18 protein-coding genes and 1 riboswitch are annotated in these 25,263 nt (G+C 69.4%); of the genes, 8 read left to right on the top strand and 10 right to left on the bottom strand.

Annotation, left to right across the window (positions count from 1 at the left end; all coding sequences use genetic code 11):
• Positions 1-7: 7 nt before the first annotated feature.
• From QC029_RS22450 to QC029_RS31230, 3 genes are all read right to left on the bottom strand, one after another.
• Entirely contained in the window at positions 8-1,927 is a 1,920-nt protein-coding gene (locus QC029_RS22450; protein ID WP_279557552.1) for an ATP-dependent helicase, read from the bottom strand.
• Positions 1,924-6,618 (bottom strand): DEAD/DEAH box helicase, encoded by a 4,695-nt coding sequence (locus QC029_RS22445; RefSeq protein WP_279557551.1) that lies wholly within the window; start codon positions 6,616-6,618, stop codon positions 1,924-1,926. The genes QC029_RS22450 and QC029_RS22445 overlap by 4 nt, the downstream gene beginning before the upstream one ends.
• A gap of 477 nt (positions 6,619-7,095) precedes the next feature.
• Positions 7,096-7,383: a helix-turn-helix domain-containing protein gene (locus tag QC029_RS31230; RefSeq protein WP_369281321.1), complete on the bottom strand. Its 288-nt coding sequence runs from the start codon at positions 7,381-7,383 to the stop codon at positions 7,096-7,098.
• 723 nt (positions 7,384-8,106) lie between these two features.
• Between QC029_RS31230 and QC029_RS22440 the strand changes: the two genes are divergently transcribed.
• Genes QC029_RS22440 through QC029_RS22430 form a run of 3 tightly spaced genes read left to right on the top strand, consistent with a single transcriptional unit; the run spans position 8,107 to position 12,067 of the window.
• Positions 8,107-10,197, top strand: coding sequence for a helix-turn-helix transcriptional regulator (locus QC029_RS22440; RefSeq protein ID WP_279557550.1), 2,091 nt, complete (start codon positions 8,107-8,109; stop codon positions 10,195-10,197).
• A complete protein-coding gene (locus tag QC029_RS22435) occupies positions 10,194-11,165 on the top strand; it encodes a hypothetical protein (protein WP_279557549.1) in 972 nt (323 codons plus the stop codon). The genes QC029_RS22440 and QC029_RS22435 overlap by 4 nt, the downstream gene beginning before the upstream one ends.
• The gene (locus QC029_RS22430) at positions 11,165-12,067 is read left to right on the top strand and encodes a DUF6339 family protein (protein ID WP_279557548.1); all 903 of its coding nucleotides are present in this window, start codon (positions 11,165-11,167) and stop codon (positions 12,065-12,067) included. Before QC029_RS22435 ends, QC029_RS22430 begins: the two co-directional genes overlap by 1 nt.
• 16 nt (positions 12,068-12,083) lie before the next feature.
• On the opposite strand, the gene QC029_RS22425 is transcribed toward QC029_RS22430, so the two are convergent.
• The 3 genes from QC029_RS22425 to QC029_RS22415 form a co-directional block, all read right to left on the bottom strand.
• Positions 12,084-13,409: a DNA cytosine methyltransferase gene (locus QC029_RS22425; RefSeq protein ID WP_279557547.1), complete on the bottom strand. Its 1,326-nt coding sequence runs from the start codon at positions 13,407-13,409 to the stop codon at positions 12,084-12,086.
• Between the two features lie 56 nt (positions 13,410-13,465).
• Positions 13,466-14,404 (bottom strand): DNA cytosine methyltransferase, encoded by a 939-nt coding sequence (locus tag QC029_RS22420; protein WP_279557565.1) that lies wholly within the window; start codon positions 14,402-14,404, stop codon positions 13,466-13,468.
• Between the two features lie 158 nt (positions 14,405-14,562).
• On the bottom strand, positions 14,563-14,982 hold the full coding sequence (locus QC029_RS22415) for a very short patch repair endonuclease (RefSeq protein ID WP_279557546.1): 420 nt from the start codon (positions 14,980-14,982) through the stop codon (positions 14,563-14,565).
• Between the two features lie 457 nt (positions 14,983-15,439).
• Between QC029_RS22415 and QC029_RS22410 the strand changes: the two genes are divergently transcribed.
• From QC029_RS22410 to QC029_RS22395, 4 genes are all read left to right on the top strand, one after another.
• Positions 15,440-15,928, top strand: coding sequence for a glutathione peroxidase (locus QC029_RS22410; RefSeq protein ID WP_279557545.1), 489 nt, complete (start codon positions 15,440-15,442; stop codon positions 15,926-15,928).
• 383 nt (positions 15,929-16,311) lie between these two features.
• Positions 16,312-16,485, top strand: a complete 174-nt coding sequence (locus QC029_RS22405) for a hypothetical protein (RefSeq protein ID WP_279557544.1) — start codon at positions 16,312-16,314, stop codon at positions 16,483-16,485.
• A gap of 60 nt (positions 16,486-16,545) precedes the next feature.
• Positions 16,546-17,331, top strand: coding sequence for an antibiotic biosynthesis monooxygenase (locus QC029_RS22400; RefSeq protein ID WP_279557543.1), 786 nt, complete (start codon positions 16,546-16,548; stop codon positions 17,329-17,331).
• 54 nt (positions 17,332-17,385) lie between these two features.
• Positions 17,386-17,826 carry a PPOX class F420-dependent oxidoreductase gene (locus QC029_RS22395; protein WP_279557542.1) on the top strand — a complete coding sequence of 147 codons (441 nt, stop codon included), beginning with the start codon at positions 17,386-17,388 and terminating at the stop codon, positions 17,824-17,826.
• 266 nt (positions 17,827-18,092) lie between these two features.
• On the opposite strand, the gene QC029_RS22390 is transcribed toward QC029_RS22395, so the two are convergent.
• From QC029_RS22390 to QC029_RS22375, 4 genes are all read right to left on the bottom strand, one after another.
• The gene (locus QC029_RS22390; RefSeq protein WP_279557541.1) at positions 18,093-19,172 is read right to left on the bottom strand and encodes a M23 family metallopeptidase; all 1,080 of its coding nucleotides are present in this window, start codon (positions 19,170-19,172) and stop codon (positions 18,093-18,095) included.
• An 11-nt stretch (positions 19,173-19,183) separates the two neighbouring features.
• A riboswitch (cyclic di-AMP (ydaO/yuaA leader) is annotated at positions 19,184-19,361 on the bottom strand.
• Positions 19,362-19,597: 236 nt separating this feature from the next.
• Entirely contained in the window at positions 19,598-20,791 is a 1,194-nt protein-coding gene (locus tag QC029_RS22385) for a PP2C family protein-serine/threonine phosphatase (protein ID WP_279557540.1), read from the bottom strand.
• Positions 20,792-20,878: 87 nt separating this feature from the next.
• Positions 20,879-22,162: an APC family permease gene (locus QC029_RS22380; protein WP_279557539.1), complete on the bottom strand. Its 1,284-nt coding sequence runs from the start codon at positions 22,160-22,162 to the stop codon at positions 20,879-20,881.
• A 212-nt stretch (positions 22,163-22,374) separates the two neighbouring features.
• Entirely contained in the window at positions 22,375-22,536 is a 162-nt protein-coding gene (locus QC029_RS22375; RefSeq protein ID WP_279557538.1) for a hypothetical protein, read from the bottom strand.
• Positions 22,537-23,294: 758 nt separating this feature from the next.
• Between QC029_RS22375 and QC029_RS22365 the strand changes: the two genes are divergently transcribed.
• On the top strand, positions 23,295-25,061 hold the full coding sequence (locus tag QC029_RS22365) for an ABC transporter ATP-binding protein (RefSeq protein WP_279557537.1): 1,767 nt from the start codon (positions 23,295-23,297) through the stop codon (positions 25,059-25,061).
• Positions 25,062-25,263 lie beyond the last annotated feature (202 nt).

Genomic DNA, 25,263 nt, shown 5'->3' with positions numbered 1-25,263 from the left:
GTCGTTCTCAGTCCCTTTCCGTTTCCGCGCTGTCGTAGTGGAAGCGGCCGAGACCGACCGGGCGAGGGGCAAGCCACACGCCGAGCTCGCCGAGGCCTGCATGGACGGCGGCTCCGCGCTCGCCCACGACTGTCTCCACTGTGTCGATGCGCAGGTCCGTGATGCGGCGGGGCCAGCTCCGGGGCTGATAGGTCCTGGACTGCTGCATGTGGCGGTAGAGGTCATGGCGGAACTTCTCCGACACCACACCGATCGCGCGGTCTCCGTGGAACAACGCATAACCGGGACCGACTCGCTTCTCGTGATCCTCGGGCACGTCGTCGATCCGTTCCAGGGTCACCGGATCGCCCGGAGCGGTCCGGGAGTGGAGATGGTCCTGCAGGGACACAGGATCACCCTCGATCTGGTAGCTGCCTGCCGGGTGGTGGGAGTGGATGTCCCCCCCGAGGAGTTCCAGTCCTGAACGCTTCCAGTGCTGATACCCGAAGCGCGCCCACCGGTCCGTCCTCCGGTCCTTACGGACCAACCGGAACCCACCGCGATCGGGGCGGACGTTCCGCGGAAGATCCAGCCGGTACAGCTCCCTGCGGGAGCGGGTCATGGCCACATACAGCGCACGTGCGCGATCGGCCACGTCAACGGACAGGTCCCCCTCCTCCACACTGATCTGCCCGGGATCCACCACGAGGACACGGTCGAACTCCAGCCCTTTGGCACGGTGGAAGGTGGAGATCACGAAGGGGTGCGCAGGCTGGGCGGTCAGTTCGTCCGGCAGTCTTCCGACGGAGATGGCATCACGCAGACGTGACAGGTCGACGGAGCGTCCCGCTCGTTCCCGGGTACTGACGCACAGCAGGCGCCACACACGCTCGCGCTCCTTCTCCTCGCCGGCGCCGACGAGCGAGGGATACAGTTCGTCGAAACGCCGCCTGGTCAAGGTCAGGGTTCCCGGATTGGCGTGCATTAGCTCGCTCAACCACGCCGGGACCGCACGGTCCTGGGCCGCACGACGCACCTGGTGTGGGATACCCGCACCGTGCAGCCATTCGGAGACCAGCAATGCCTCTCCGTTCGTGCGGCACAGTACGGCCGTGGTGGTGTCGGTGACACACAGGGAGTCCCTGATGAAGGGCACACCTATGTCACCGAAATCCATTCGCGCCGCCAGTTCCAGCCGCAGTTCCTCGTAGGCCTGCTCCGCCTCGGCGAGGGTCGAGCACTCACGCATCACGCTCTCGAAGGACAGCGCCGAGCGCGCCTCGTCGGTGGACGCCCGAAAGTTCCGGGTGAGCGAAATTTCGACCAGGTCGTCCACGAAGGTGATGCGGAGCCAGTCGAAGAAGCGGTTGGTCTCGATCGCGCGCTCGTCCGGGTCGGCGACCTGGTAACTGTAAATCGCCTGAGCCGGGTCACCGACGATGGTGAAGCCGCAGTCGTAGGACTCCAGCAGCACCTCGACCAGCTCGCGGCGGTCACCGACCAGATCCTGCACCTCGTCGATCACGACGTGCCGCAGTTCGTCGAGCCATTCCGGAGCTCGCCTCTCGTCGGCCACCACCTCCGTGGCCTCCCGGATTCGCTCGTCGAAGGAACGTGTCCTCCAGTCGATGTCCGCCGCGACCTCGCTGAGGATTTCCAGGGCCCATGAGTCGAAGGTGGTCACCCGGACATGCCGGGATCGGTCCCCGTGTCGCGACAGTCGTTCCCGCAGCTCACGGACCGCGGCGCGGGAGAAGGTGAGTACCAGGACATCGCCGGTGGCCAACCCCTCATCGGCCACCAGGGCCTCGATGCGGCGTACCAGCGTATGCGTCTTCCCGGCGCCCGCGCCGGCGGTGACCAGCACCATGGCGTCCGCCGACTGTTTCACCACCGCGCGCTGCTCGTCGGTCAGCGGCGGGCTGTCCAAGTACGGACCGGCGGTCACGCGTTCCCCTTCCACAGGTACTCGAACTCGGTGTAGGCGAGGTCCCTGCCGAAGTTCTCGATATTGTCCTTGACGTTGAGGATCAGGCAGCTCTCCTTGCCGCCGTTGAGGGGACCGCGCAGGCCGCGCCCGATCATCTGAATGTAGGTGTTCGGGCTGAAAGTGGGCCGGGCCACGACCACCGCCCGGACCGCCGGGGCGTCGAACCCCTGGGTGAGCACGTTGTAGTTGGTGAGGACCTGGATCTTTCCCTTGCGGAAGGCGTCGATGCGCCGGTTCCGGATACCGGTGGGTGTCTTGGAGTCCACGGAGGCGGCAGCGATACCGCTCTCATTGAGCAGCGCGGACAGCACGTGGGCGTGCTCGACCGAGGTGGCGAAGACCAGCACGGGCCAGTGCTGCGGCAGCCGCTCGATCTCCTCGATGATGCGCTTCGTACGATTGACGTCCTGTGCCAGCCGTGCGGTCACGGCGGCGGGCAGTGTCATGCTGTTGCTGTTGGTGACCTGTGCGATCTGCTCCGGAGAGAGGGTGTACTTACCACCGGGGAGCACACGCTGTTCCACCTGGGAGAGCACCCCGAGTTCCTGGAGATGCGGGTAGGGGTCGTCCCCTTCGAAGACGCCGTGGTCCAGTCGTTTGTGCCCGAACCGAGCCGCCAGTCGTCTGGTCTCCTCCTCGCTGCTGCCGCGGAACGCCGTGGCGGTGAGTCCGACGAGGTGCCGCGATGTCCGGTACTGGTCGATGCCGAGCGCATCCAGAATCCTGGTGTACGTCTTCGGCACGGCGAAGTGAGCTTCGTCAACGATGACCGCGTAGGCCTCGCGCAGCCAGGCGTACTGCTCGGTGGCTATGTGGCGGGAGAGGGTGTCGTCGATCGCCACCACGACCTGCGGGCCGCCGGGGGCCGGCTCCGCCGCCATGCCGCCCCACATACGGCTGATCCGCAGGCTCTGATCCGGTCCCGTCTGGGACCACACGAACTTCCACGTCTCAATGGCCTGCTCACAGAGTTCGGCGCTCTGGGCGATCCACAGGATCGGTCCCTCGACGACGCCGTCGGCGATCGCCTGGACGGTCGCCTCCACCGCGATACGCGTCTTACCCGCGCCGGTGGGGATCTGCAGCATGGCCCGCTTCTCGCCCGTCTGCACCAGGTGCTGGTACATGTTGGCGACCAGGCGCATCTGGTACGGGTGCAGCGGCAGCGGCTTGCGCGGCCCCGCTACGGTCTCGAACGGCGGCGGTGCCTGTCCCGTCTCCTGGTCGCCGGCCCAGGCGGCCGGGAACCCGTACGTCTTCACGAAGGCCCGGGCGGCGTGCCCGCCGGCCCACCGCTGCGGTGCGTCGAAGCCCACCTTCACCAGGGCCGGGGCGAGCTGGCGCAGCACCTCCTCTCCATGGGTGGCGATGACCAGTTGGGCGATCCGCAGGTCGTCTGGCGCCTCGCCGTTCAGCTCCTCGTCGGCGATCAGCAGTCCGGGGGGAAGTTCCTCTCGGAGCCTTTCGGCGCCCAGTGCCAGCAGCAGCTTGCGTGCGGGGTCGGGCTCCCGGCGGACCTTGAGGAAGCGTTCGCCTTCCTTGTCCTTCTCCTGCTGCTGCAGCAGAGCCCGACAGCCGGACTCGCCCAGCCGCAGTTCCAGGACGCGGTCCACAGCGCACAGCACGTCCAGCTCACCGTCCGGCCCGCACAGCAGAACGGTGTCGCCCTCCCGGGCCTCGGTGAGCGGCTCCTCCCTCCGCCCCTCCGGTGTACGCACCACCTTGGCCAGGTCGGAGCAGTGCACCAGCTGCCAGTCGGTGCCGTGCGGAAGCCTTTGCCGCAGCCGCGGGTAGAGGTCGGTGAGCTGTGTCGGAGTACCCAGCTCGACGAAGGTGAGTTCCTCCTGGAGCAGTTCGGACGGAGCCCGCAGCGGCCACTCGTCGACCATCCGTTCCGCGTCCTCGGCGGTGGGCACCAGCATGGCAGGCACCTTCTCCCTCAGGAGGATGCGGTACTGCTCGGGATCCGCGGTGACCGCGATCTCCTCGTCGGGCCGAGTGGCCCATTCCTCGCCCACCTGGCAACGGGTGAGGGTGTCGTCCGGCCACGGGATCTCCCCGACGTCAAAGCGGGTCAGCAAGGCATAGGCACTGCCGACGAAACCGGCGTCCTGGCTTCCGAGTACGCGGCTGATGAGTTCCGCCCACAGAGCCTGCGGCACTGATTCGAAGGCCGCAGTCAGACGGAGAGCACGAGCCGTCTCCAGGTCGACATCGGCCACGGGTAGCAACTTGCGGTCCACCCGGAGTTCCGGGCTGACGCACCCACTCGGCCTACGGATACCGAGTGAGGTGGGCACCACTCCTTCCTGCCGCAACATCCATACGATCGGGGATCGCACCGACTCCTGAGTATTGCGGTTGGCCCCCACCTGCAGAGTCCAGTTGTGCACCAGGCCGTGGCGGGGCAGGTTCTGAACGAACGCGGCGCGCCCCTCCCTGGACAACCTGGGCAACAGATGGAGAGGGCCGGCTGGGTTGGCGCCGTCCACCTTGACGGTCTTGAAGTTGGGGCGGCGTGCGTCGCTCGGCAAGCTCCGGAGGTACGCCCTGTAAATCCTGTCGCGGTACTCCTCGAACCAGTCGTCTTCGCGCGGATCGCAGTCGGGGACGGGTCGGTCGGTGGCACCGAGATCCCGCAACAAGCTGGTATCGGCGCGGTGGAAAACGGGGTCGATGAGAAGCTCGCGGTCCCTGGTCCCGTCGGCTGGCACCACTGGGCCGCCGAGAAAGGCGTCACGGATCGGTCGGAACACGCCGTCGGCCGTACGGACCTTGATGGTCCGACCGGGCTTCTCGATCTTGGCTTTGATCACCACGGCGGCGCGGCCTCCGCCCGCATGTCGCGTCAACTGCCAGAAGTCCTCCCACTCGGCGTTGCCGTACCGCCCGAAGCCGAGGTCCAGAACGGCCTTGAGGCGCCCCTCGGCATCCGCCTCCGGGATACCCAGTGCCTCCAGCGCGTGCCGCGCCCGGCCATCCGCGACGACGTCCGGGTGCACATAGGTCATGTCGTCCCGCAGGCCACCGCCGTCGACCGCGCTGCGCCGGTAGATCCTGCCGCGGGTCGGCGCCACCAGATCACCTCGTTCGGTGAGCAGAATGGATGCAGTGACTGCCTCGGCGGCGTGCTCCGACCCGACGGCCTCCATGTCGGCGACGATGCGCAGTGCCAGGGCCGAGGCCGCAGGGGTGCGGTCCGCGACCAAGGCGTCCAGCCACTCGACGACGGAGGCCGGGCGTACACCGGCGAGTTCCATGATGTCGCGGACACGGGAGCGCCGCTCCCGGCTCTCCGTAGAGTGGTGACACCAGTTGATCGGGCTGCCGGGGTACTCGGCCCACAGTTCCAGCCAGTTTTCCCGGAGCCCCTCGGGATGCAGGCGAAGTTCCTCGGGCTTGCGCAGGGCACCACGCTGATCGGGCAGCGACGGCTCGCGGGAGGCGACACGGAGCACTTCCCTGCTGAGCATCTCGTCGCCCCACTGGGAGGCCTCGCGGCCACGCGCGGTGAGCAGGGTCAGGTAGGAGCCGGGGTCATCGGCCTCCACCAGACGCGGCAACGAGGCGACAATCAATTCTGCGGCCGCTCGGACGAGTTCGGCGTTGAAGTCGCTCTTGGTCAGGTTCTGCCGATCCTCGGGGGTTTTCCAGGGCGCGTTGAGGATCCCGGTGAGCGTGGTGTCGTAGTGGGTGGGGAAGAAGGCCCAGAAGCTCCCCCTCTTCTTCCGTGCCTCGGCCCCCTTGCCGGGGACTGCCCAGGAAATCCTGATCACTGGACGCTCGTGCAGCTCACCCGCCGTCTTCTGCGCCTCGGTGGATGGCTGGTGGTCGAGGTGGAAGACATCCCACCGCTCGTTGCGCCTCCGCTCGCCGTTGTTCTCCTCGATGACCCGGTGCTCGGTGCCGCGCGTAGTTTGTTGCAACACCCTCTGTAGCAGGTGTCCCTTCCTGCGGTCCTCCAGGACGACCGAGGCGACGTGGGGCGAGAACAGCATGAAGTGCGCCGGGAAGTTACGGAGATCCCTCCCCAGACGCTGTTCAGCGCCGTTGTGCAACGGCAGCACGACCGTGGTGGAAGCCCACTCCATCAGTTCGTCCAGCACGGAATCCTGTGCACGCCCATCGGCCAGGTCCAGAGGTTGAGCCATGCGCAGCACCGGAGTCTCGTCCCTCTCCGAGAGCTGAGGCACGACTTCCCGGATACGTGCGGCGGACCATGCCTTGTCGAAGCCGAAGCAGCCCGAGGTGCTGTAGAAGCGCGGAGTGTCAGTGACGCTGAGCACGGACTTCACCCCGACGCCGAAGCGGCCGATCTGCCCACCCCGCTTCCGGGACACGGCCATCCGCAAGATGGTGTCGGCCCCCTCGGGCGAGACTGGATTCCCGGTATTGGCGCAGTACAGGTGCGTATCGGTGAGCAGGACATGGATGCGCCCCCCGCCGGCGTGGCTCTGGTTCTCGTCCGCGCCGTTCTGCACCAGCTCGTAGATCTGGCGCTCGCCGTACCCGCCCTGGGTGATACGGCGCTCGTTGTTCGCATGCTCCTGCACGTGGCCGGGATCGGCTCGGTACACCTCTAGAATGCGGCGGGACTGGGCAAGGACGGTCTCGATGACGTCCGTGGCCTCGGACATGGCACTGCTCATCGTGCTGCTGGCTCCTGATGCGATGGTGAACGAGCGAGGGCAGCGTGGGGGACCCCCGAATATATCCCCATGAGTCCTTCCTGACTCCAAGTCAGGTAAATATTGATCTGATCTTTATGTTGTTACCACCTTGACCGCGGAACAACCGCACTCCGAACCCCAGAGTCCAGAAAATCAAGCCCTTCTGGCTTCCGCACACCCTCGGAGCCGGATCAGAGGAATGGTTCACGACGGGACGGGCCGGCGACCCCACTTGCAGTCGCCGGCTCCCAAGTGGGCGGTAAATCCAAGAATCGAACCACGTACCACCCACCGAAAAAATGAGACCCCGCTCTCAGAACAACCCGAACCCTGGTGGAGATTCCTGGCACCAAGAGTGTGGTGAATCCTGCCATACCCACCCGGGACCAGAACAGGTCCCCCCTTGACGCTTAAACGCCCCCTTCGAGGATTTTTCCCTCAATCAGCTAATTTTGGTCACGCCCTCCCGCCGCCCTGGCAGCGCCGGTGACGGCAGTTCCGGGATCGGGATGTCCTGCAGTATCGGGCAGGATGCCTTCCCTCAACCCGCCTCACCCGACACGCACGTCGACCGGGACTCGACACGGAACGCCCCTCGTGCATGAGGCGGTACTGCCGCTCCCAACTCCTGACCGTGGACTCCGGGACTCCGCACGCGGCCGCGATCTCGGGAATCGGAGCGACATCCGCAGAGGCAAACATCGCAACCGCGAGCCTGAAACCTTCGGGGTAGCACCTGGGCATATATCTCCTGAGGAGCTTGCTCGTATTTTCATCACCGTTTTACCGCGCCTCCCAAGCACCGGGCAAGTCATTTGGCGAGAAATCTCGGGATATTGCAGGAGCGAAAATCGGCGATCTTCCACCTCGATCGTCAGGGAATAGCGCGGCAGCTTCCGCACGCCAATACAGGTGCCCGCTCCAGGGGTACTGGAGGCACACTTGTCCCCTTATGTGGGAAGTTTTTCTTTGAAAACCCCCACCGCCTCCACGAGAGGCCAGAGAAACCCTACCCGCTTCACCACGACTCCTCAACTCCCCTGCACCGAAACCTCCTTGGACCTTCGGAGACCGTGACGGCCCGCAGAGTTCCCGGAGGAACCCTGCGGGCTACATGTCCAACCGCAGCGCCCTAAAGGTGCACCACAGCCACATGGGGACATACACACATGCCGCCCTCCAGAAAACTTCGATTCGCCCGATTAGTCACCCGAAATACCTTTTCCCGCCTCACTCGAGGTTCTGCGCCGCTCCCCGGCGAGCGCAGCACCGCCGCAAAGACCCGGGGGTTCCATGCGCGCGGGGGCCGCCATCTCCTCAAGCGGGGCTGCACCGTCACCGGGGTTCAGCCATCAGCCCTGCCCCCGCATAGGGAAGACCCAGGGCGGGGTTGGCAAACAAAATTATCCCCCTGAGGTGCGCGTCAAATTTCCCTTGTATGCTGCTGGTACCCGCGAAGGAGGACCGGTGGAAGCGAAGGACAAGCAGACCGAGAACTTCGGCGTGTGGCTGTCGCGCCAGCTGCGGCGTCGCGGCATGACCCAGGCCGAGCTGGCCGAGGCACTCGGTGTCACCCGTGCCGGTGTGTCGGCCTGGATCACCGGCCGGGCCGAACCGCGTGAGGAGAAGAAGCGAGCGATCGCGGAGGTCCTCGGCACGGACGAGGCGACGGTGCACCTGCGTACCGCAGACGCTCCATCCGAACGTCCCGTCGTCTGGTACCACCGTCCCGCCCATGCCGACGGCGGTCGGGAGTTCGGAAACGCCGCGGCCTTCGCCTTCGACGCCGATGTCTCCGTGCTCGCTCGGGAGGCCACGCAGAACAGCCTCGACGAACGTCACCTCGACTCCGACCCCGTCCGCGTCCGGTACGTCCTGCACGAGTTGAGTGGAGAACACCTGCGGAACTTCCTGGACGCCCTGCGCTGGAAGGAACTGCTGCCGCACTACGAGGCGGCCGCTGCCCAGGAGCAGAAGGTCGGCCGGACGATCGCGGAGGGACTGCGAGAGCTGCGCGAGACGGACACTCTGCTTCTGCTGCGGGTGGACGACTACAACGCCTCCGGCCTCACCGGCCCCGAATACGAGGACGGCAGGTTCGCCGCAGTGGTACGGCGTCAGCTGGACAGCCACAAGAGCAAGAGGCACGCGAGTGGTTCGTACGGACTGGGCAAGGTCACGCTGTGGGCGACGAGTCGACTCGGTCTCGTTCTGATCAACAGCACTCTCTGCGAGCCCCATGAAGGTCGTACCGAGCGACGGGTGATCGGCCGGCTGGACCTGCCCTGGCGCGAGGTGAACGGCGAGGCGTTCGCGGGTCCGGCCTGGCTGGGCGAGGAGGACACCGAACCCGAGTACGAGGGTGTGGCCCGCTCCTGGTGGGCGGACGAAGCGACCACCGATCGGCTGCACCTCACCCGGACCGGCACCGGCCCGGGTACGTCCTTCCTTGTCGTCGGCGCGCACGACGCGGCTGGCGACGCCGAGACCGTCCAGGACATGCACGAGAAGCTCGTCCGCTCGCTGGCGGAGAACTTCTGGGCGGCCATGACCTACGGCGAGTCCTCCGCCGCCCTTCTGGATGCCTCGGTCACCACCCTCCGCAACGGACAGGTACTGATCAAGGAGGAACGGGTCGACCCTCACGCCTTCGAGCCCGCACGCTCCCGTGCCCTGAAGGCGTACCTGGACGGCAGGACTGTCGATCGACTCGCCGGCCTCGACCAGGTCGTCCTCGCCCATGTGCCGCTCACCGTGCCGCCGCTGCGAGGAGAGAAGGGCACCACGACCGCACACCGCGCCGTGCTGCTGGTGACTCCCGCCGATGACAGGGACGGCAAGCCCAACCACCTGGTGTGCATGCGCGGCAGCCGTATGACCATCAGCACCCGACGCGTCCCGGACCTGCCGTTGGGCACCAACCCCTTCCAGGCCGTCCTGCTCGCGGGCCGTGCCACCGGCAGCGCCACGGACGACGCGGATCTCGCTGAGGCCTTTCTGCGTGCCTCCGAACCTCCCGAGCACAACGACTGGACCAAAACGGAGGAGCTTGCCTCCCGCTACGCACGCGGGGCACGCCAACGGATTCTCGACTTCCGCCGCGACATGAACGTCGTCGTCAGGCAGTTGGTGGCCCGACGGGAGGAGAAGTCCCGGGGCGGCCCGACCATATTGCGCGAACTGCTGCGGCTCGACGGGAGCGGCGGACCCGGTAGGCGTGCGGGCAACCATCCGACAGTCCGCAACGTCGACGGCGAACTGATCTCGTCCGGTGCCTGGCGGGTCCAGGTCGAGGTGAGACTGCCTCAGCGCGAGGACCCCTGGCTGATGACCCCGGTGGCGAAATTCGATGTCCGCTCCGGTGGCAAGCCCACCGTGCGGTGGTCCGAACTGGTCGCCGGGGAGAACTGCCGTGTGGAGAACGGACACCTTCACTTCGAGCCCGGTGTACGCACCGCCTCCTTCAGCGGCGTCACTGATGTCGAGAGCCACCCGGTGGCCGCCGGCATGGCACGCCTGATCATCGATCTCCAGAAGGCAAGGGGGGAAGCGGTATGAAAATCCTGGTGCCGTACGCAACTCTCGTCGGTGAGGTGACGTTCAAGGTCACGGCCGCCAAGTTGGACGGGCGGGAACTGCCGTTGGAAATGATCTCCCAGCAGGAACGGGTCGTCGCCGTCCACCAGGCCGAGCGGCGGGCCTGGGACGAGGCCCGTCTGGAACTGCGTGCCGACCTCCCGGAAGCCGAGTTGGGCTCGAATCGGTGGGAAGACGTCACCTGCGTCGCCGTCCTCACCGAAGGCGCCACCAATGCCCGTACGGTGACGCACCTGCACCGTACATCCGGCGGTGGTTGGGGCGGCGGTGTCACGCTCGCCCGCGACTCCTACCGCAACAGGGCGGAGTTGTCGGTGAACGTCGTCGCCACGGTGGACGGCGTGGCCGGCCGTGTCATCGGAAGCTCCGAAGACAACTGGATCGTCGACCTGGTCGCTCGCGCTCCCGTACGCCAGCGGGAGATCAGGTTCAACGAAACCGATTTCCGCGACGGCGAGGAGGACTGGCTCCGCCCGTTCAAGGACGCGCCCTGGCTGGTGGAGACCTCCGGTGAGATGCCCACCGTGCACCTCAACACCGGTTTCGAAGGCGTCGTCGAGCTTCTCAACTCCAATGGCAGTCCGACGGAAAAGGCCGTACGCGGCGTGCTCGCCGCGCAGATCGCCACCGACACCTGGACAGCGATGTTCCATGCGGCGGTGAGTGATCTGGAGACGGACGAGGACGGCGCGCCCCAATGGCCTTCCGATTGGCGCGACTCGGTGCTGCGCACCATGCTGCCCGACGTATTGCCCGATGTGTCTGCGGCCGACGCGCTGTGGGAGATTCACTCGCGGCGCGCGGAAAGCGTCGGATGGAGCGAGCTTCAGTCGCGCATCCAGTACGCGGCGTCCCGCAGGGCGAGAGTCGCCAAGAGTCTGGGCACTGCCATTCGTGTACTCGACCGCTCCGACGAGGGGACTTCCTGATGAGTCGCGACATCGACGACCTTCCCGAGCGTCTCGGTCTTCTGCGTGATGCCGTGGCCACCAAGAACCTCACCCGGGGTGTGCTCACCGGCCAGGAGGATCCACCGCTGGTGGCTCTCTCCCGTACTTCCGAACTCATTGACAAGCCCGACTCGCGGTGGAGTACCCGGCCCTTGCGTGAACTTTTCGAGGACGCGATGCGATTGCACACTGAGGATCGCACCCATGCCGACGCCTGGCTCGCTCCGCGGCTGCACGCCACACTCCGGCTGACACGTGCGGAGGCCGCGGAAACCGCTCTGTGGAACTTCGTCGCACTGGTGATCGCTCCCGACTACGTGGTCTGGCGCCACCTTCCGCGAAGCAAGGGCGACGGAAAGGCGGCGGTCACGGCCGACCGCTTCTGCGGCCCGCACTACAAACAGTCGTTCGCGCGTTTGTGGTGGGCGGCCGAGCTGTTCCGGGACGGCGAGGACTACCGGCCTGCCGTCACCGCGTGCCGCAACCAGGATGTTCTCAACACGGTGCTGCGGCTCGACGTCATCGACCATCGGCCTACCGCCCGAGCGGTGACCCGACTCATCGAACAGGGCATCGTCACCACGGGCCGCGAGGTCAACGCACTCGCCACCGCCATCAACGTCGCCGGTAGCACGCTGATGTACGACGTGCTCGCCCCGGACGACGGTCCGGACACGGAGGCTCTGCACTACTGGATCAGCGAGGGGGATACGGCTCCGCCGGTCTCCCGAACCTCCCTGCCGGACGGTCCCGAGGACGGCGAGATCCCACGCGACTCGGTGAGCACGCTGGTCGAGCAGTTCGAGAAGCTCTTTGTGGAAGCTCCTGTGCGCGGCAGGGCGTTCCCCAGGGCCAGAGATGGGGGAGAGCCCTCAAAGTGAGCCTTCCGGTGTGCCGTCAGCCGCGCAGGGCTTGGTAGATCACCCTGGCGATCTCCCGGCCGAGGCCGATTGGAACGGCGTTGCCGATCTGCCGGGCGATCTCGGTCTTCGAACCACACCACTTGAAGTTCTCGGGGAACCCCTGGATCAGAGCGGCCTCGAAGTGGGTGATCGGCCTGTTCTCCGTGGGATGGAGGTAACGTCCCTTTTCTGGCTTGTAGAACTCTGTCCGAATTGTGACTGACGGCTCGTGCAGCCTCAGGCGCCCCATCACATCCCCGGACCCGTTGTGGTGATTGTCCCAGCTCTCGGTCGACAGGTAGACGCCCCTCCCTCTGATCCTCTTGTACTCGGAGTGCGTCGAGAGATGGATGTCGCCATCATCACCCAGCTTGTACCAGACACCTGTGAGGTCTTTTCTGTTTCCTCCGGGGGGGATGGCCTTGTAACGCGCCAAGGAAAGAATTTCCGGGTTCCTCTTGAAATGAAGATCAGTTGTGAGGAAGTATCTACCCGACCCGCCGGACAGATCATCCTTGAGATCCATCTCCGATGACCTGTCGAAGATGGGCTTAACTGTTTTCCAGTAGATACCCTCATCGTCCCGATGAGCTTCTTCCGCGCAAAACAGGGCATCTTTGGCGTTGGCCCGGGACCTCCACCAAGGGGGCCTCCTCCTGGTTGGCTCCGGGTAGCTGAGGTTCATGCCCTCGGGAACATCTTTGCGGACCCCGATGACGATGGCCCTCCTGCGGGCCTGGCGAACACCGTAGTCCGCCGCGTTCAGCAGGTACCGACTGTTCCGCTTCCTCGGTTCGTCCCCCGGCAGGGCGCCGGGGGGCGGCAGCAGACGATAGTCTCGCAGGTCGCCTCCCGCCTGCGTCTCCCGGACGAGGTCGAAAAACTCTGGAGAACTCAGGAAGCGATCGACGTTCTCGATGACGAATATCTTGGGCCTGATGACCTCGCTGACAATTCTGACATAGTGACGCCAGAGCTTGTTGCGCGGATCGTCCGGGTCCCCTTTTCCGAGACCGGAGAAGCCCTGACAGGGCGGTCCTCCCAGCACCACCTCAGCCGAGATTTCCTCGTCCGTGGGCTGCCAGTGCTCGATTTCTCCCGTATGGATGTGGCCACGACTCGCGTCATCGGGAGCGAAGTTCGCGGCGTAGGTGGCGGCAGCGGACTGATCCTTCTCAATCGCCAGTACCGACTTGAAAAAGGGCTCCTTTCTCCCCTCCTCTCCGGCGGGCCTGAAGGAGTAGAAACCCTGAGTGAAGCCTCCGCAGCCGGAGAAGAGATCGGCAATTTTGATCGGTTCGTCGGTTCTGGCGGAGTTCACGGTGGGGAGTGTAGCCGGCTCCGAGCATGCGGTCACGGCCGGGGCACGGGCAGGCCTCACAGGGAGAACCTCCCCGAGGGACGCAGGGCAGTCGCTATCCGCTCTCCCAGGGCACGGGCCACCGGAGGTGGAGTCGCATGCCCCAGTTGCCGGTATCGGGCGGTCTTGCCGCCCTCCAGCCTCCAGTGAGGTGGGAAGCCTTGGAGGAGCGCGACCTGCTCGACGGTGAGCTTCGGCAGGTTCTTCACGCTCCCGCCCGGATCCCATCCATGGTCGGCGTCGGGCACCTCGTCGCCGATGCCCCCACCGTTGATCCCCATGCGCGCCCATGCCTTCTTGGTGCCGGTGGGGCCGAGGTCGGCACCGCCTCGGCGCTCCGAACCACCGACGATCGCGGGCGCGAGCCGATCTGCCTGCGCCGCCCATGCCACCGCGTCGCGCCAACCACGGGCCGCCATGGAATTCACCAGCACGGTCCCCACCGTCGGATGGGGCGTGCGCAGTGGCTCCGGCCAACGGAATCGCCCCGCCGGTTCGGCCTGCAGTGCGACCAACAGTCCCATCTTCCGGTCCTGCGCGATCCCGAAGTCGCAGGCATTGATCGTCCGCCAGTGCAGCACGTACCCGAGGTGCTCGAGTTCGAGCCGGATGAACTCGCGGATGTCGGTGAACGCATCGTCGCCGACCAGGGCGGGTACGTTCTCGATCAGCACCGTGCGTGGTCGTACCTCGGCGACCAGCCACACGGTCGCCTCCAGCAGTTCCCTCTCGTAGAGATCCTCGGCACGTCTGGTCGCAGCCGGAGACTTGACCCGCGGAAGCCCGGCTGCGAGCAGGTCCACGTCGTACGTGTACGGATGTTCCTGAGCGACGAAGTCCCGCAGGTCCATCTCCAGAACCCGCCACCCGAGACGGTTGACCCTCAAGGTGGCGCACGCGTGCCTGTTCTTCTCGATCAGCGCGACCGGATCGAATCCGGCGGCCTCCAGCCCCATCGCCAACCCCCCGGCTCCTGCGCAGATCTCCAGCGATGTCAGGCGAGCGGAGGTCAAGTGCGTGTTCTCCCCAGTGCGCTGCTCCTGTCCGGCCGACGTCGACCCTAGTGGGAGAAGGCGGCACACGTGCAGGTTCGGTCGATGAGTACAAGATCCGCTCAGGGTCGGCCCTTGCGCTCCGTCACCACCTGGGCAATCCGGTCGGCCACCGTGTCGGGTGACTCGTGCTCCCAAAAGCGCAGTACTGCCCACCCTTCTCCCAGGAGCCGTTCCGTTGTCTCCAGATCGCGGCTGATGTTCCGGTCGAGCTTCTGACGCCACCACTCCCTGTTCGCCCTGGGATGGGTGGCGTGCTCGGGACATCCGTGCCAGAAGCAGCCGTCCAGGAAAACCGCCACCTTGGTACCGGGGAAAGCAATGTCGATGGTCCGGCGGGGCATGCCCGGAACCGGCCGATGCAGCCGGTAGCGATACCCGGCGGCGTACAGCAGACGACGAACCGCTATTTCCGGGCTCGTGTCGCGGTTGGCTTGGCGACTCATCCGGGCCGAGACCCCCGGAGAGGAAGGAGCAGGCATACAACCATCGTGCCGGCGGGCGAAGGGCCGCCACAGCCGAGGCGGAACTGAGGGAGTCGCGCAACGTCCGCCTCCGCCTCGTAGCTCGTCTGGGCGCGGCCGAGGAAGTCGTCCGGGTCCCGTCTCTGCTTCGCCGGCCAGTGGAGGAGGTAGGCGATGAAATCTGTCGCCCACCCCTCAAGGACAGCAAGGCTGCGCGTACTGGTCGGTGCCGGCCGGAGATGCGGCCGTAGCCCTCCGGCGCTCCGGGGCCTCACCGAGAGGGAACTCGCACATACCCTTGCCCTCCGCTGTCAGCAGCACCCCAGTCTGCCGCCGGCGCGTCGAGCAGGGCCAAGTACAGAAAAGATCACTATGAACCATTTGAAATGAAACTTTCAAGAATCCGCCTGCTCATGAGACAACTTCGGACTACAGCCGCGGCGACCGCGGGCGCGGACTCTGTTAGACAGGGCGCATGAGCCTCTACGACATCCCCCTGCGCACCCTGTCCGGCGAGCCCGCCACCCTCGGCGAGCACCGGGGCAAGGTGCTCCTGATCGTCAACGTCGCGTCCCGGTGCGGGCTGACCCCGCAGTACGAGGGCCTGGAGCGGCTGCAGAGGAAGTACGCCGACCGCGGGTTCACCGTGGTGGGCGTGCCGTGCAACCAGTTCATGGGCCAGGAGCCCGGCACCGCCGAGGAGATCGCGACGTTCTGCTCGGCCACCTACGGCGTCACCTTCCCGATGCTGGAGAAGACCGACGTCAACGGGGACGGCCGGCACCCCCTGTACGCCGAGCTGACGAAGCTGGCCGACGCCGACGGGCAGGCCGGGGACGTGCAGTGGAACTTCGAGAAGTTCCTCGTCGCGGCGGACGGCGTCCCCGTCGCCCGGTTCCGTCCCGCCGTGGAGCCGGAGGCGGCGGAGGTCGTCGCCGCGATCGAGGAGCGGCTGCCCGCCTGAGCGCGCGGCTCAGGCGCGCGGCAGCGGACGGAAGGACGTGCGGAGGCCGCCGGTGAGGTGGCCGGGCTCCCCGGGGCGGGGAAGTGCCACCTCGCTCGAAGCCGCTCCGGTGGGCGGTGGCGCCGTCGGAGTCGGCCAGGGCGCGGAGGGCCGGGTCCGAGACGAACTCCACGTCCCCGGCGGCCCCCGCTCCGCGCCCCGGGAGCCGCCGGGCGGCGGCTCCGCCGAACACCTCAGAACGCCGTCGGGCACGTGCCGCGCGGGACGGGCTCGGCGGCGTGGCGGCACCGGGGGCGCGTACGGCTGCACGCGCCCCAGGGAGGCGGGCGAGCGGATCGCGCCGGCGGCCGGGCCGCTGACCGACCGACGGGGAGGGCGGGTGCGTGCCGGGGAGCGAGGGCGACTCCCTCCACGGCCCCGCCGCGTTCCCGGGCGTCCTCGACCTGCCGTTCACCGTGCTCGGCCCGCCCGGGCCGCGGGACCCGCTGCGCACCCTCGCGGACCGTCACCGGGCCGCCGCCGATGGCCCCGAATCCCTTGACCTCAAGGGGACTTGAAGTGTGAAGGTGGAGTCGCAACGCGAGGAAATGCCCTGTGACCAGCGAGGAGGCACCTCCATGTCCGCGACGCCCGTCCACCCCGACCCCACCCGGCCCGAGATCGGCGCCACGTTCTTCAGCGTCTGGGACGTCGGCACGCCCGAACGGCAGCGGGCCACCGTGGACGCCATCGCGGCCACCTGGGCGGACCGCCCCTGGCCGACGCGGGGTCTGCTGTCGTACAGCGTCTATGCCGGGACCGACGGCCGGTCGCTGCTGCACCACTCGCAGTGGACGGGCGAGGAGGCGTACGACGCGTTCGTGCGCGACCACCGGCGGGAGCGCAACGGTGAGATCGACGCCGCGGTGCCGGGGATCGAGCGTCTCCGGCTGGTGCGGGCCCGGCGCTACCGCAGCCTCCCGGAGAAGCGGGACGGGCGGCGGCCCGAGCCGGGGTGCGTGGTGGTCGTGGACGTGGAGTTCGAGGGGCCCGACGAGGCGCGGCAGCGGGCGTGGGTGGACACCGTCGCCGAGGCGATCGAGGCGGACAGCGGCGACGGGACCCTGCCGCCCGGCGGCATCTCGGCCCACTTCCACCTGAGCACGGACGGCACCCGCGTCGTCAACTACGCGGAGTGGGAGAGCGAGCGGGCCCACATCGACGCGCTGGAGTCGCCGGGCGAGGGGGTCGGTTCGCCGTCGCCGCTGTGGCGCCGGGTGCGCAACTTCCCCGGAATGGTGAGGAGCGACGTGGCGCGGTACCGGCTGCTGTTCTCCACCGCGCGCCCCGGGGAACCGGCGGAAGGGCCGGAGACGGCGGAAGGGCCGCGGTCCGCGGAATCGGCGGCGCGGGCGGCCGGTTGAGACGTACGGCACCGAGACGCACGCCGACGAGCGCCGCCCGACGGAGGGAACCGCATGAGCCACAGCGACGTACAGGACGCCCTGCTCCCACTGCTCGCCGACCGCCGCCTCGGGGTGCTGGCCACCATCGGGAAGGACGGACGGCCGCAGCTCTCGAACGTCAACCACACCTGGGACCCGGCCCGCCGGCTGATCCGGATCTCGGTCACCGCCGGCCGCGCCAAGACCCGCAACCTCGCCCGCGACCCCCGCGCGAGCTACCACGTCACCAGCGAGGACGGCTGGGCCTGGACGGTCGCGGAGGGCACGGCCGAGCTGACGCCCGTCGCCGCCGATCCGCACGACGCCACCGTCGAGGAGCTGATCGAGGTCTACCGGGCGATCCGGGGCGAGGAGCACCCCGACTGGGACGACTACCGGCGGGCCATGGTCGCCGACCGGCGGCTGGTGGTGCGGCTGGCCGTGGAGCGCGCGTACGGGCAGCCACGGCGCTGAGAGCCGCCCGCGCGCTGGGCACTCGACGGCACGCGTCAACACGCGCCGGCACTCGACGGCACGCGCCGGGCGGAAGCGGACCGGCGGCCCTGGTGTCGGGGGGTGGGTCACCAGAGCCGCCGGGGCATGTGCGGTCCGGGCGGTGCGCGTCGGCCGGGCCCGGACGCGGGACGCGCGGGAACAGCGGAAGGAGTGAGAGGGGGAGCGGGGAGAAGGGGGCGGATCGGCAGGGCCCCGCGCGAGGGCGAGGCCCTGCGGACCGCCGGTCAGATGGACTGGCCCTTGCTCCGCAGCCAGGACAGCGGGTCGATCGGGTCGCCGCCGCCGGGACGGACCTCCAGGTGGAGGTGCGCGCCGGTGGAGTTGCCGGTGGAGCCGACGCGGCCGATGACGTCTCCGGTGGTCACCCTGCCGCTGGTCACGGTCATGGAGGAGAGGTGGCAGTACCAGATCTCGGTGCCGTCGTCGAGCTTGAGGATGACGCGGTAGCCGTAGGAGCCGGCCCAGCCCGCCTCGACGATCTCGCCGCTGTGCACCGCCTTGACCGGGGTGCCGGTCGGGGCCGCGAAGTCCAGACCGGTGTGGTTGTTGGCCCACATCGAGCCGGACGCGCCGAAGGTGGAGGTGAGCTGGTACGAGGAGAGGGGGAGGGTGTAGCTGGCCGCGAGCTTGGCCAGGCGCTCGGCCTCGGCCTTGCGCGCCGCCTCCTCGGCGGCCTTGCGCTTGCGCTCGGCCTCCTCCTTGGCGGCCTGCTCGGCGGCCTCCTCGGCCGCGTTCTCCGCAGCCTGGTCGGCGGCGGCGTCGAGCGCGGCCTGGGTGGCGTCGGCCTGCTGCTGGTCGGCCTGCTGGAGAATGCGCGCCCGCAGCGCCTCGCCGGCGTCCGCGGTCAGGGTGGTGGTGGCACCGGCGGCGTCCGTCGTGTCCAGACCGGCCTGGGTGAGGGTGCCGCCGAAGGGGGTGGCCCCGGTGGAGTCCTGGGCGGCGCCGGTGTCGCCGCCGGAGCCGGAGTCGGAGACGAGGCCGCCGACGACGGGGATGCCCTCGGTCACGGCGCCGAGGTCCAGGTCCGGCAGGGAGATGGCGACCGGGCCCTTGTCCTTGGCGGTGGCTATGCCGCCCGCGCCGACCGCCGCGATCATGCCGACGCCGAGGACGGCCCCGCTGCGCGCCATGCCGTTGCGCTGCTTGACGACACGGTGGCGGCCGCGGACCGGCCGGACGGAGTCCTCGGTGGGGTTCCACACCGCCCGGTCGCCGTCGCCGTCCGGGCCGAACGGGGCGAAAGCGCCGGGGTGCGGGCCGTACGAGACCTCGGGGGCCTCGGGGGCCGGGCTGCTGGACGCCACGGAGGCGTTCTCCTTTCCTTCCTTCTCGCCTACCGGGTTAGCTGACGGGTTCGGAGCAGGAAGGTCTCCTACGGATTCACGCGGGCATGCCACGTGGTCCGATTCACCCCAATTGGTGGTTCCCCGGCTCCCTGGGCCCGTCCTCGCTGTTCACGAGGGCGCGCCCGCGGGATTAGGCGACGGCGCACGGTGCCGCCTCTTTCGGCGGCAGTGACGACCGCGCTGCGTTATCGAACGTTAATAGAGGTGCGCTCCGGATTCCAAGTCTCCTCTTCAAACCTTGAGCTTTCTTGACGGAGACTTACCGGGGCATTAGCGGCTCAATTCGGGCGAGTTGACCGCCGGATCGCTCCACGAGACACACGCCACACTCCCTGACTGTTCCTCAGATGTTATGCACAGGGGTGTGCGCCGGCTACGGAACGTCATGGGGCGGCGGGCGGGTCCGCCGGATCGCGCATGACCGCCAGCAGCGCCATGTCGTCGTTCCGCTGCCCGCCGGTGTGGGCCCCGACCTCCGCGAGGAGATGGTCGAGCAGGGCCGCCGGTCCGGGGAAGCGCCGGCCGCGCAGCCCCTCCGCCAGGTCGTAGAAGGCGTCCGTCGCGTTCCGCGCCTCGGTCAGGCCGTCGGTGTGGAGCACCAGCAGGGAACCGGGCGGGAAGGGCACCGGTCCCGTACGGCCGCCCGCGCCCCCGTCCACCGTGCCGTCCGCTCCCCCGTCCACCGTGCCGTCCGCCAGGTCCCCCAGCCCCAGCGGCAGTGCGTACGCCCTCCCGTCCGGCTCCAGCAGCCGTACGTCCCCCTCCGCGGTCAGCAGCACCGGGGGCGGGTGGCCCCGGTTGACGATCCGCAGGCTCCCCCGGTCCCCGGCCGGGACCTCGGCGAGCACGGCCGTGGCGAACCCCTCCGTCCGGCCCGTCCCGATCTCGCGCTGCCCGGCCTCCCGGACCAGGGCGTGCTCGATCCGGTCCGCGACGGCCGCCAGGTCCGGCTCGGTCTCGGCCGCCTCCCGGAAGGCGCCGAGCACGACGGTGACCGCGCCGACGGCGTCCAGCCCCTTGCCGCGCACGTCGCCCACCAGCAGCCGGAGCCCGTACGGCGTCCGCTGCACCCCGTACAGGTCGCCGCCGATCCGGGCGTGCGCCTGCGCGGCCTCGTAGCGGGCCGCGATCCTCAGGTCGCCGATCCGGCCGGGCGGCACGGGCAGCACGGCGAGCTGGACGGCCTCGGCGACCTCGTGGGCCGAGGCCACGCTGACGTCGCTGTGGTGCAGGACCCGGCTGACGACGAGGGCCAGCAGGCCGGCGGTGATGTTGGTGACCAGCCGCACCGTGTTCTCCGCCGGAGGCAGCCCGGCCCGCACCAGCAGGCCGACGACCGCGGCCATCGAGGCGGCCGCCGTGACCGCCGTGCCGCCGAACGTCCACAGGGCCGCGGCCACCAGGCACGCCGCGATGAAGGGCGCGCTGAGGAACACGTCGGCGGGGGTCAGCAGGTTGACGGCCAGCCCCAGCAGGACCAGCAGGAGGGGCAGCAGCCACGGCGGGCGGCCGATGACCGGGATGGCCCGGACGCGGGCCCGGCCGCCGTCCGTCTCCTGTTCTCCGTCGCCGCGCACTCCTCCAATCTTCCCGATGGGCCGTGCCCCGGCGAATCGATCAAGGGCGGCCGGACGGCGCCGGCCGGGGAGCCGGGGCGCGCGGTCCTACGCCCCGCGGGCGGCGACCGCGCGGCGCACCCCGTACGCGGCGGCGCCGGCCGCCAGCACCGCCGCCCCGGAGACCACCGAGGCGAGCGGCAGGGCGAAGGCCAGCACCACGCACCCGGCCAGCCCGAGCACGGGCACGATCCGCGGCGGCCGGCCCTCGCCGGGGCCCAGGGTCCAGGCGGAGGCGTTGGCGACGGCGTAGTAGGCCAGCACGCCGAAGGAGGAGAAGCCGATCGCGCCGCGCACGTCCGCCGTGGCGGCCACCACCGCCACCACCGCGCCGACCGCCAGCTCGGCGCGGTGCGGCACGCCGAAGCGCGGGTGGACGGCGGCCAGCGTGTGCGGCAGGTGCCGGTCGCGGGCCATCGCCAGCGTGGTGCGCGACACGCCCAGGATCAGCGCCAGCAGCGAGCCCAGCGCCGCCACCGCCGCCCCGGCGCGGACGGCCGGGGCCAGTTCCGGCACGCCCGCCGCGCGCACCGCGTCGGCCAGCGGCGCGGTCGCCCTGCCCAGCCCGTCGGGGCCCAGCACGCTCAGGGCGGCGACCGCGACCGCGGCGTAGACGACCAGGGTGATGCCCAGCGCCAGCGGGATCGCCCGGGGGATGGTGCGGGCCGGGTCGCGCACCTCCTCGCCGAGGGTGGCGATGCGCGCGTACCCGGCGAAGGCGAAGAACAGCAGGCCTGCCGCCTGGAGCACCCCGCCGGGCGAGACGTCCCCGGCCGGGCCGGGCCAGAAGGCCGGGCGCGCGGCGTCCGCCGCGTCCGAGGTCAGGCAGGCGGCCACCACGGCGGCCAGCACCGCCAGCACGACGGCCACGATCGCGCGGGTCAGCCAGGCGGACTTCCGCACCCCGGCGTAGTTCACCGCCACCAGCGCCACCACCGCGGCCACCGCCACGGCGTGCGCCCGCTCGGGCCACACGTACAGGCCCACCGTCAGCGCCATCACCGCGCACGAGGCGGTCTTGCCGACCACGAAGGCCCAGCCGGCCAGATGGCCCCAGAACTCCCCCAGCCGCTCGCGGCCGTAGACGTAGGTGCCGCCGGAGGCCGGGTAGCGGGCGGCCAGCCGGGCCGAGGAGGTCGCGTTGCAGTACGCGACCACCGCCGCCAGCACCAGGGCGGCCATCAGCCCGGCCCCGGCGGCGCGCGCCGCCGGGGCGAAGGCGGCGAAGACGCCCGCGCCGATCATCGACCCCAGGCCGATCACCACCGCGTCACCGGTGCCCAGCCGCCGCACCAGCCGGGGGGACCGGGCTCTGGCCGGTGACTCGCTCATCCTCGGTTCCTCCCACCGGTACGCCCGTACCGCCCGCGCCGATCGCCGACACCGCCGGACGCTACCGCCAGGAGGTCCGTGCCCGCTCCGGCGGGCCGGGATGCGGAACACGGGCGCGGATGCAGGCGCGGATGCGGGCGCGGGCGCGCCCCCGGCGCCGGAGGTCCCGTCCGTCCGGCGCCGCGCCGGACGCGTACGCCCGGAAGGCCGCCTCAGCGGCCGGTCCGCCGGCGGGAACGCTGCACGGAGAGGACGACGGTCGCGATCACCAGGATCACGATGCCGATGAACAGCAGGTAGAACAGGCCCTCCACCACCGCGCCGAGGACTCCCAGGACGAGTGCGACGAGGAGCAGGAACAGAAAGAACGCCATGCCGTGAACGCCTCCTTCGCGCTGTTCGGACGTGCCCGGTCAGCCGCGCGCGGGCCGCCGCTCGCCTCCTGCGCCCGGACGGTGGGGGATGCCGTGGTGCCGGAGGACCGCTTCCTCCTCGGGGGGCGGCACGTCGTCGGTGCCGAGGGACCGCCGATGGACTGTCGGTGGCCTGTCGATGGACCGCCGAGGGACCGCCGGTGGAAGGGGTCTTCTCCACCAGCGCCTTGCCGTACCGGACCCCGGGGCAGCCCGGACCCGCGACCGCCTCGTCCAGGGACGCGACCACCGGGCACCGGCGGGTGGGCAGTCCGGTCCGGACGGCGGCCACGGCGGGTTCGTCGGTCGCCGTGTCGGTGTGGACCGCCTCGAGCGGGCCGACCTGGTGCCCCTCCGCGTCGACGATGTCGTGGCCGCGCCACTCGCGGACGTCGGCCGGATGGATCATTCGCTCAGCTCCCTGCGCGGATGGCCCGCCCGCGGAGCCGTCCCACCACGGGCGCGCCGACTCCGCCCCATGCTACGCCGAAGCCGCTTTCCCGACATTCCGGTATGCACTGGTACACACGGCCTCCGACTCGGCCGGACCCCGCCGGGCGGCGGGAGGCCCCCCTCCGCGAACGGGCCCGCCGTGCCCCGCGCCGGGCCGCGGCGGCCCGGCGCCTCCACGGGGGAGAGGCAGACAGAAAGGGCTTACTGTCCTCTCCCGACGCCTTTAAGCTGCCTGCACGATCTTCCTCAGGAGAAGGCTTGCTGCCATGGCGCCGTTCGAGAGCCCGCTCGACCACAGCTACCGGGGCGAGCATCCCGTCCGCACGCTCGTCTACCTCTTCCGGGCGGACCGCTGGCGGCTGGCGGCCGCGGTCCTCGTCTTCACGGTCAAGCACAGCCCGATCTGGCTCCTGCCCCTGGTCACCGCCGCCATCGTCGACACGGTCGTGATGCACCTGCCGCTCAGCCGGCTGTGGAGCAGCGCCGGCCTGATCATGGTCATCCTGGCCGTCAACACCCCCCTGCACCTCCTGTGGGTCCGCCTCCTCCACGGCAGCGTGCGCCGCACCGGCACCGCCCTGCGCTCGGCGCTGTGCACCCGCATGCAGGAGCTGTCCATCGGCTACCACACGCGGACGAGCGCGGGCGTGCTGCAGACCAAGGTCGTCCGCGACGTCGAGACGGTCGAGCAGATGGTGCAGCAGACCTCGGAGACCGGGTTGGGCGCCGTGACCGTGCTCGCCGGCGGCCTGGCCATCATCGCCGTGCGGACTCCCCAGTTCCTGCCCGTCTTCCTCCTCGTGGTGCCGGTGGCCGCCCTGCTGGTGGCCCGATTGCGCGGCCGGCTGCGCGACCACAACGAGCACTTCCGGCAGGAGGTGGAGCTCCTGTCCACCCGGGTCAGCGAGATGACCCGCCTGATCACCGTCACCCGCGCCCACGGCCTGGAGCGCGACGCCCTGCGGCGCATGGACGGCACACTGCGCCGCGTGCTCGACTCGGGCCGGCGACTGGACCTCCTCAACGGCCGGTTCGCCTCCCTGTCCTGGGTCCTCCTCAACATGCTCGGCATCTGCTTCCTCAGCGCCGCCGCCCTGATCGCGTACTTCGAGGTGTGGGCGATCACACCGGGCGACGTGGTGATGCTCAGCGCGTTCCTCACCACCCTGACCAACTCCACCAGCACGCTGATGGGGCTCGCGCCGGTGATCACCAAGGGACTGGAGTCCGTGCGGTCCGTCGGGGAGGTCCTCCAGGCGCCGGAGCTGGAGCACAACGCGGGCAGGACCGAGGTGACCGAGGTGCGCGGCGCCGTGGAGTTCCAGGAGGTCGGCTACGCCTACCGGGACGGCGGCGCGCCCGCGGTGCGCGACTTCTCCCTCTCGGTCGCCCCGGGCGAGACCATCGCCCTCGTCGGCGCCTCGGGAGCCGGGAAGTCGACCGTGCTGAACCTCGTCATCGGGTTCATCCGCCCCACCTCCGGCCGGATCCTGCTGGACGGAACCGACATGGACACCCTCGACCTGCGGACGTACCGGCACTTCGTCTCGGTCGTGCCGCAGGAATCCGTCCTCTTCGGGGGCACGGTCCGCGAGAACGTCGCCTACGGCATGGAGCACGCCGACGACGAGACCGTGCGGCGGGCGCTGCGCGACGCCAACGCCCTGGAGTTCGTCGAGCGCCTGCCGGACGGCCTGGACACCTCCGTCGGCGACGACGGCGCCCGGCTGTCCGGGGGGCAGCGCCAGCGGCTGGCCATCGCCCGGGCCCTGATACGCGATCCCCGGGTGCTGATCCTGGACGAGGCCACCTCGGCCCTGGACACCCGCTCCGAGGCGCTCGTCCAGCAGGCCCTGGGCCGGCTGTTGCGCGGCCGCACCACCTTCGTCGTCGCGCACCGGCTGTCCACCGTCCGCGACGCGGACCGCATCGTCGTCATGCGGGACGGCGCCATCCAGGAGATCGGCTCGCACGAGGAGCTGCTGCGGCTCGGCGGGGCCTACGCCGAGCTGCAGAGCACACAGCTCGCCTGACGCGGCGGAGCCCCGGCCGGACGGATCCGGCCGGGGCTCCGCCCGGTGGGCCGGAAGGCCTCCCCTCCGGCCGGCGCGGTAGGCCGTGTGGGACTCGAACCCACAACCAATGGATTAAAAGTCTGCGAGCCTCAGCTACCGTCCCGTTTCACCCAGTTCCGGCGAGTGCCGCCCAGTGCCGGACGCTGCCGGTTCTCGCAGC

Origin of the sequence: Streptomyces sp. DH37 (genome assembly GCF_029813835.1) — a bacterium.
Lineage (GTDB): Bacteria > Actinomycetota > Actinomycetes > Streptomycetales > Streptomycetaceae > Streptomyces.
This window is presented reverse-complemented; position numbering and strand designations above follow the sequence as displayed.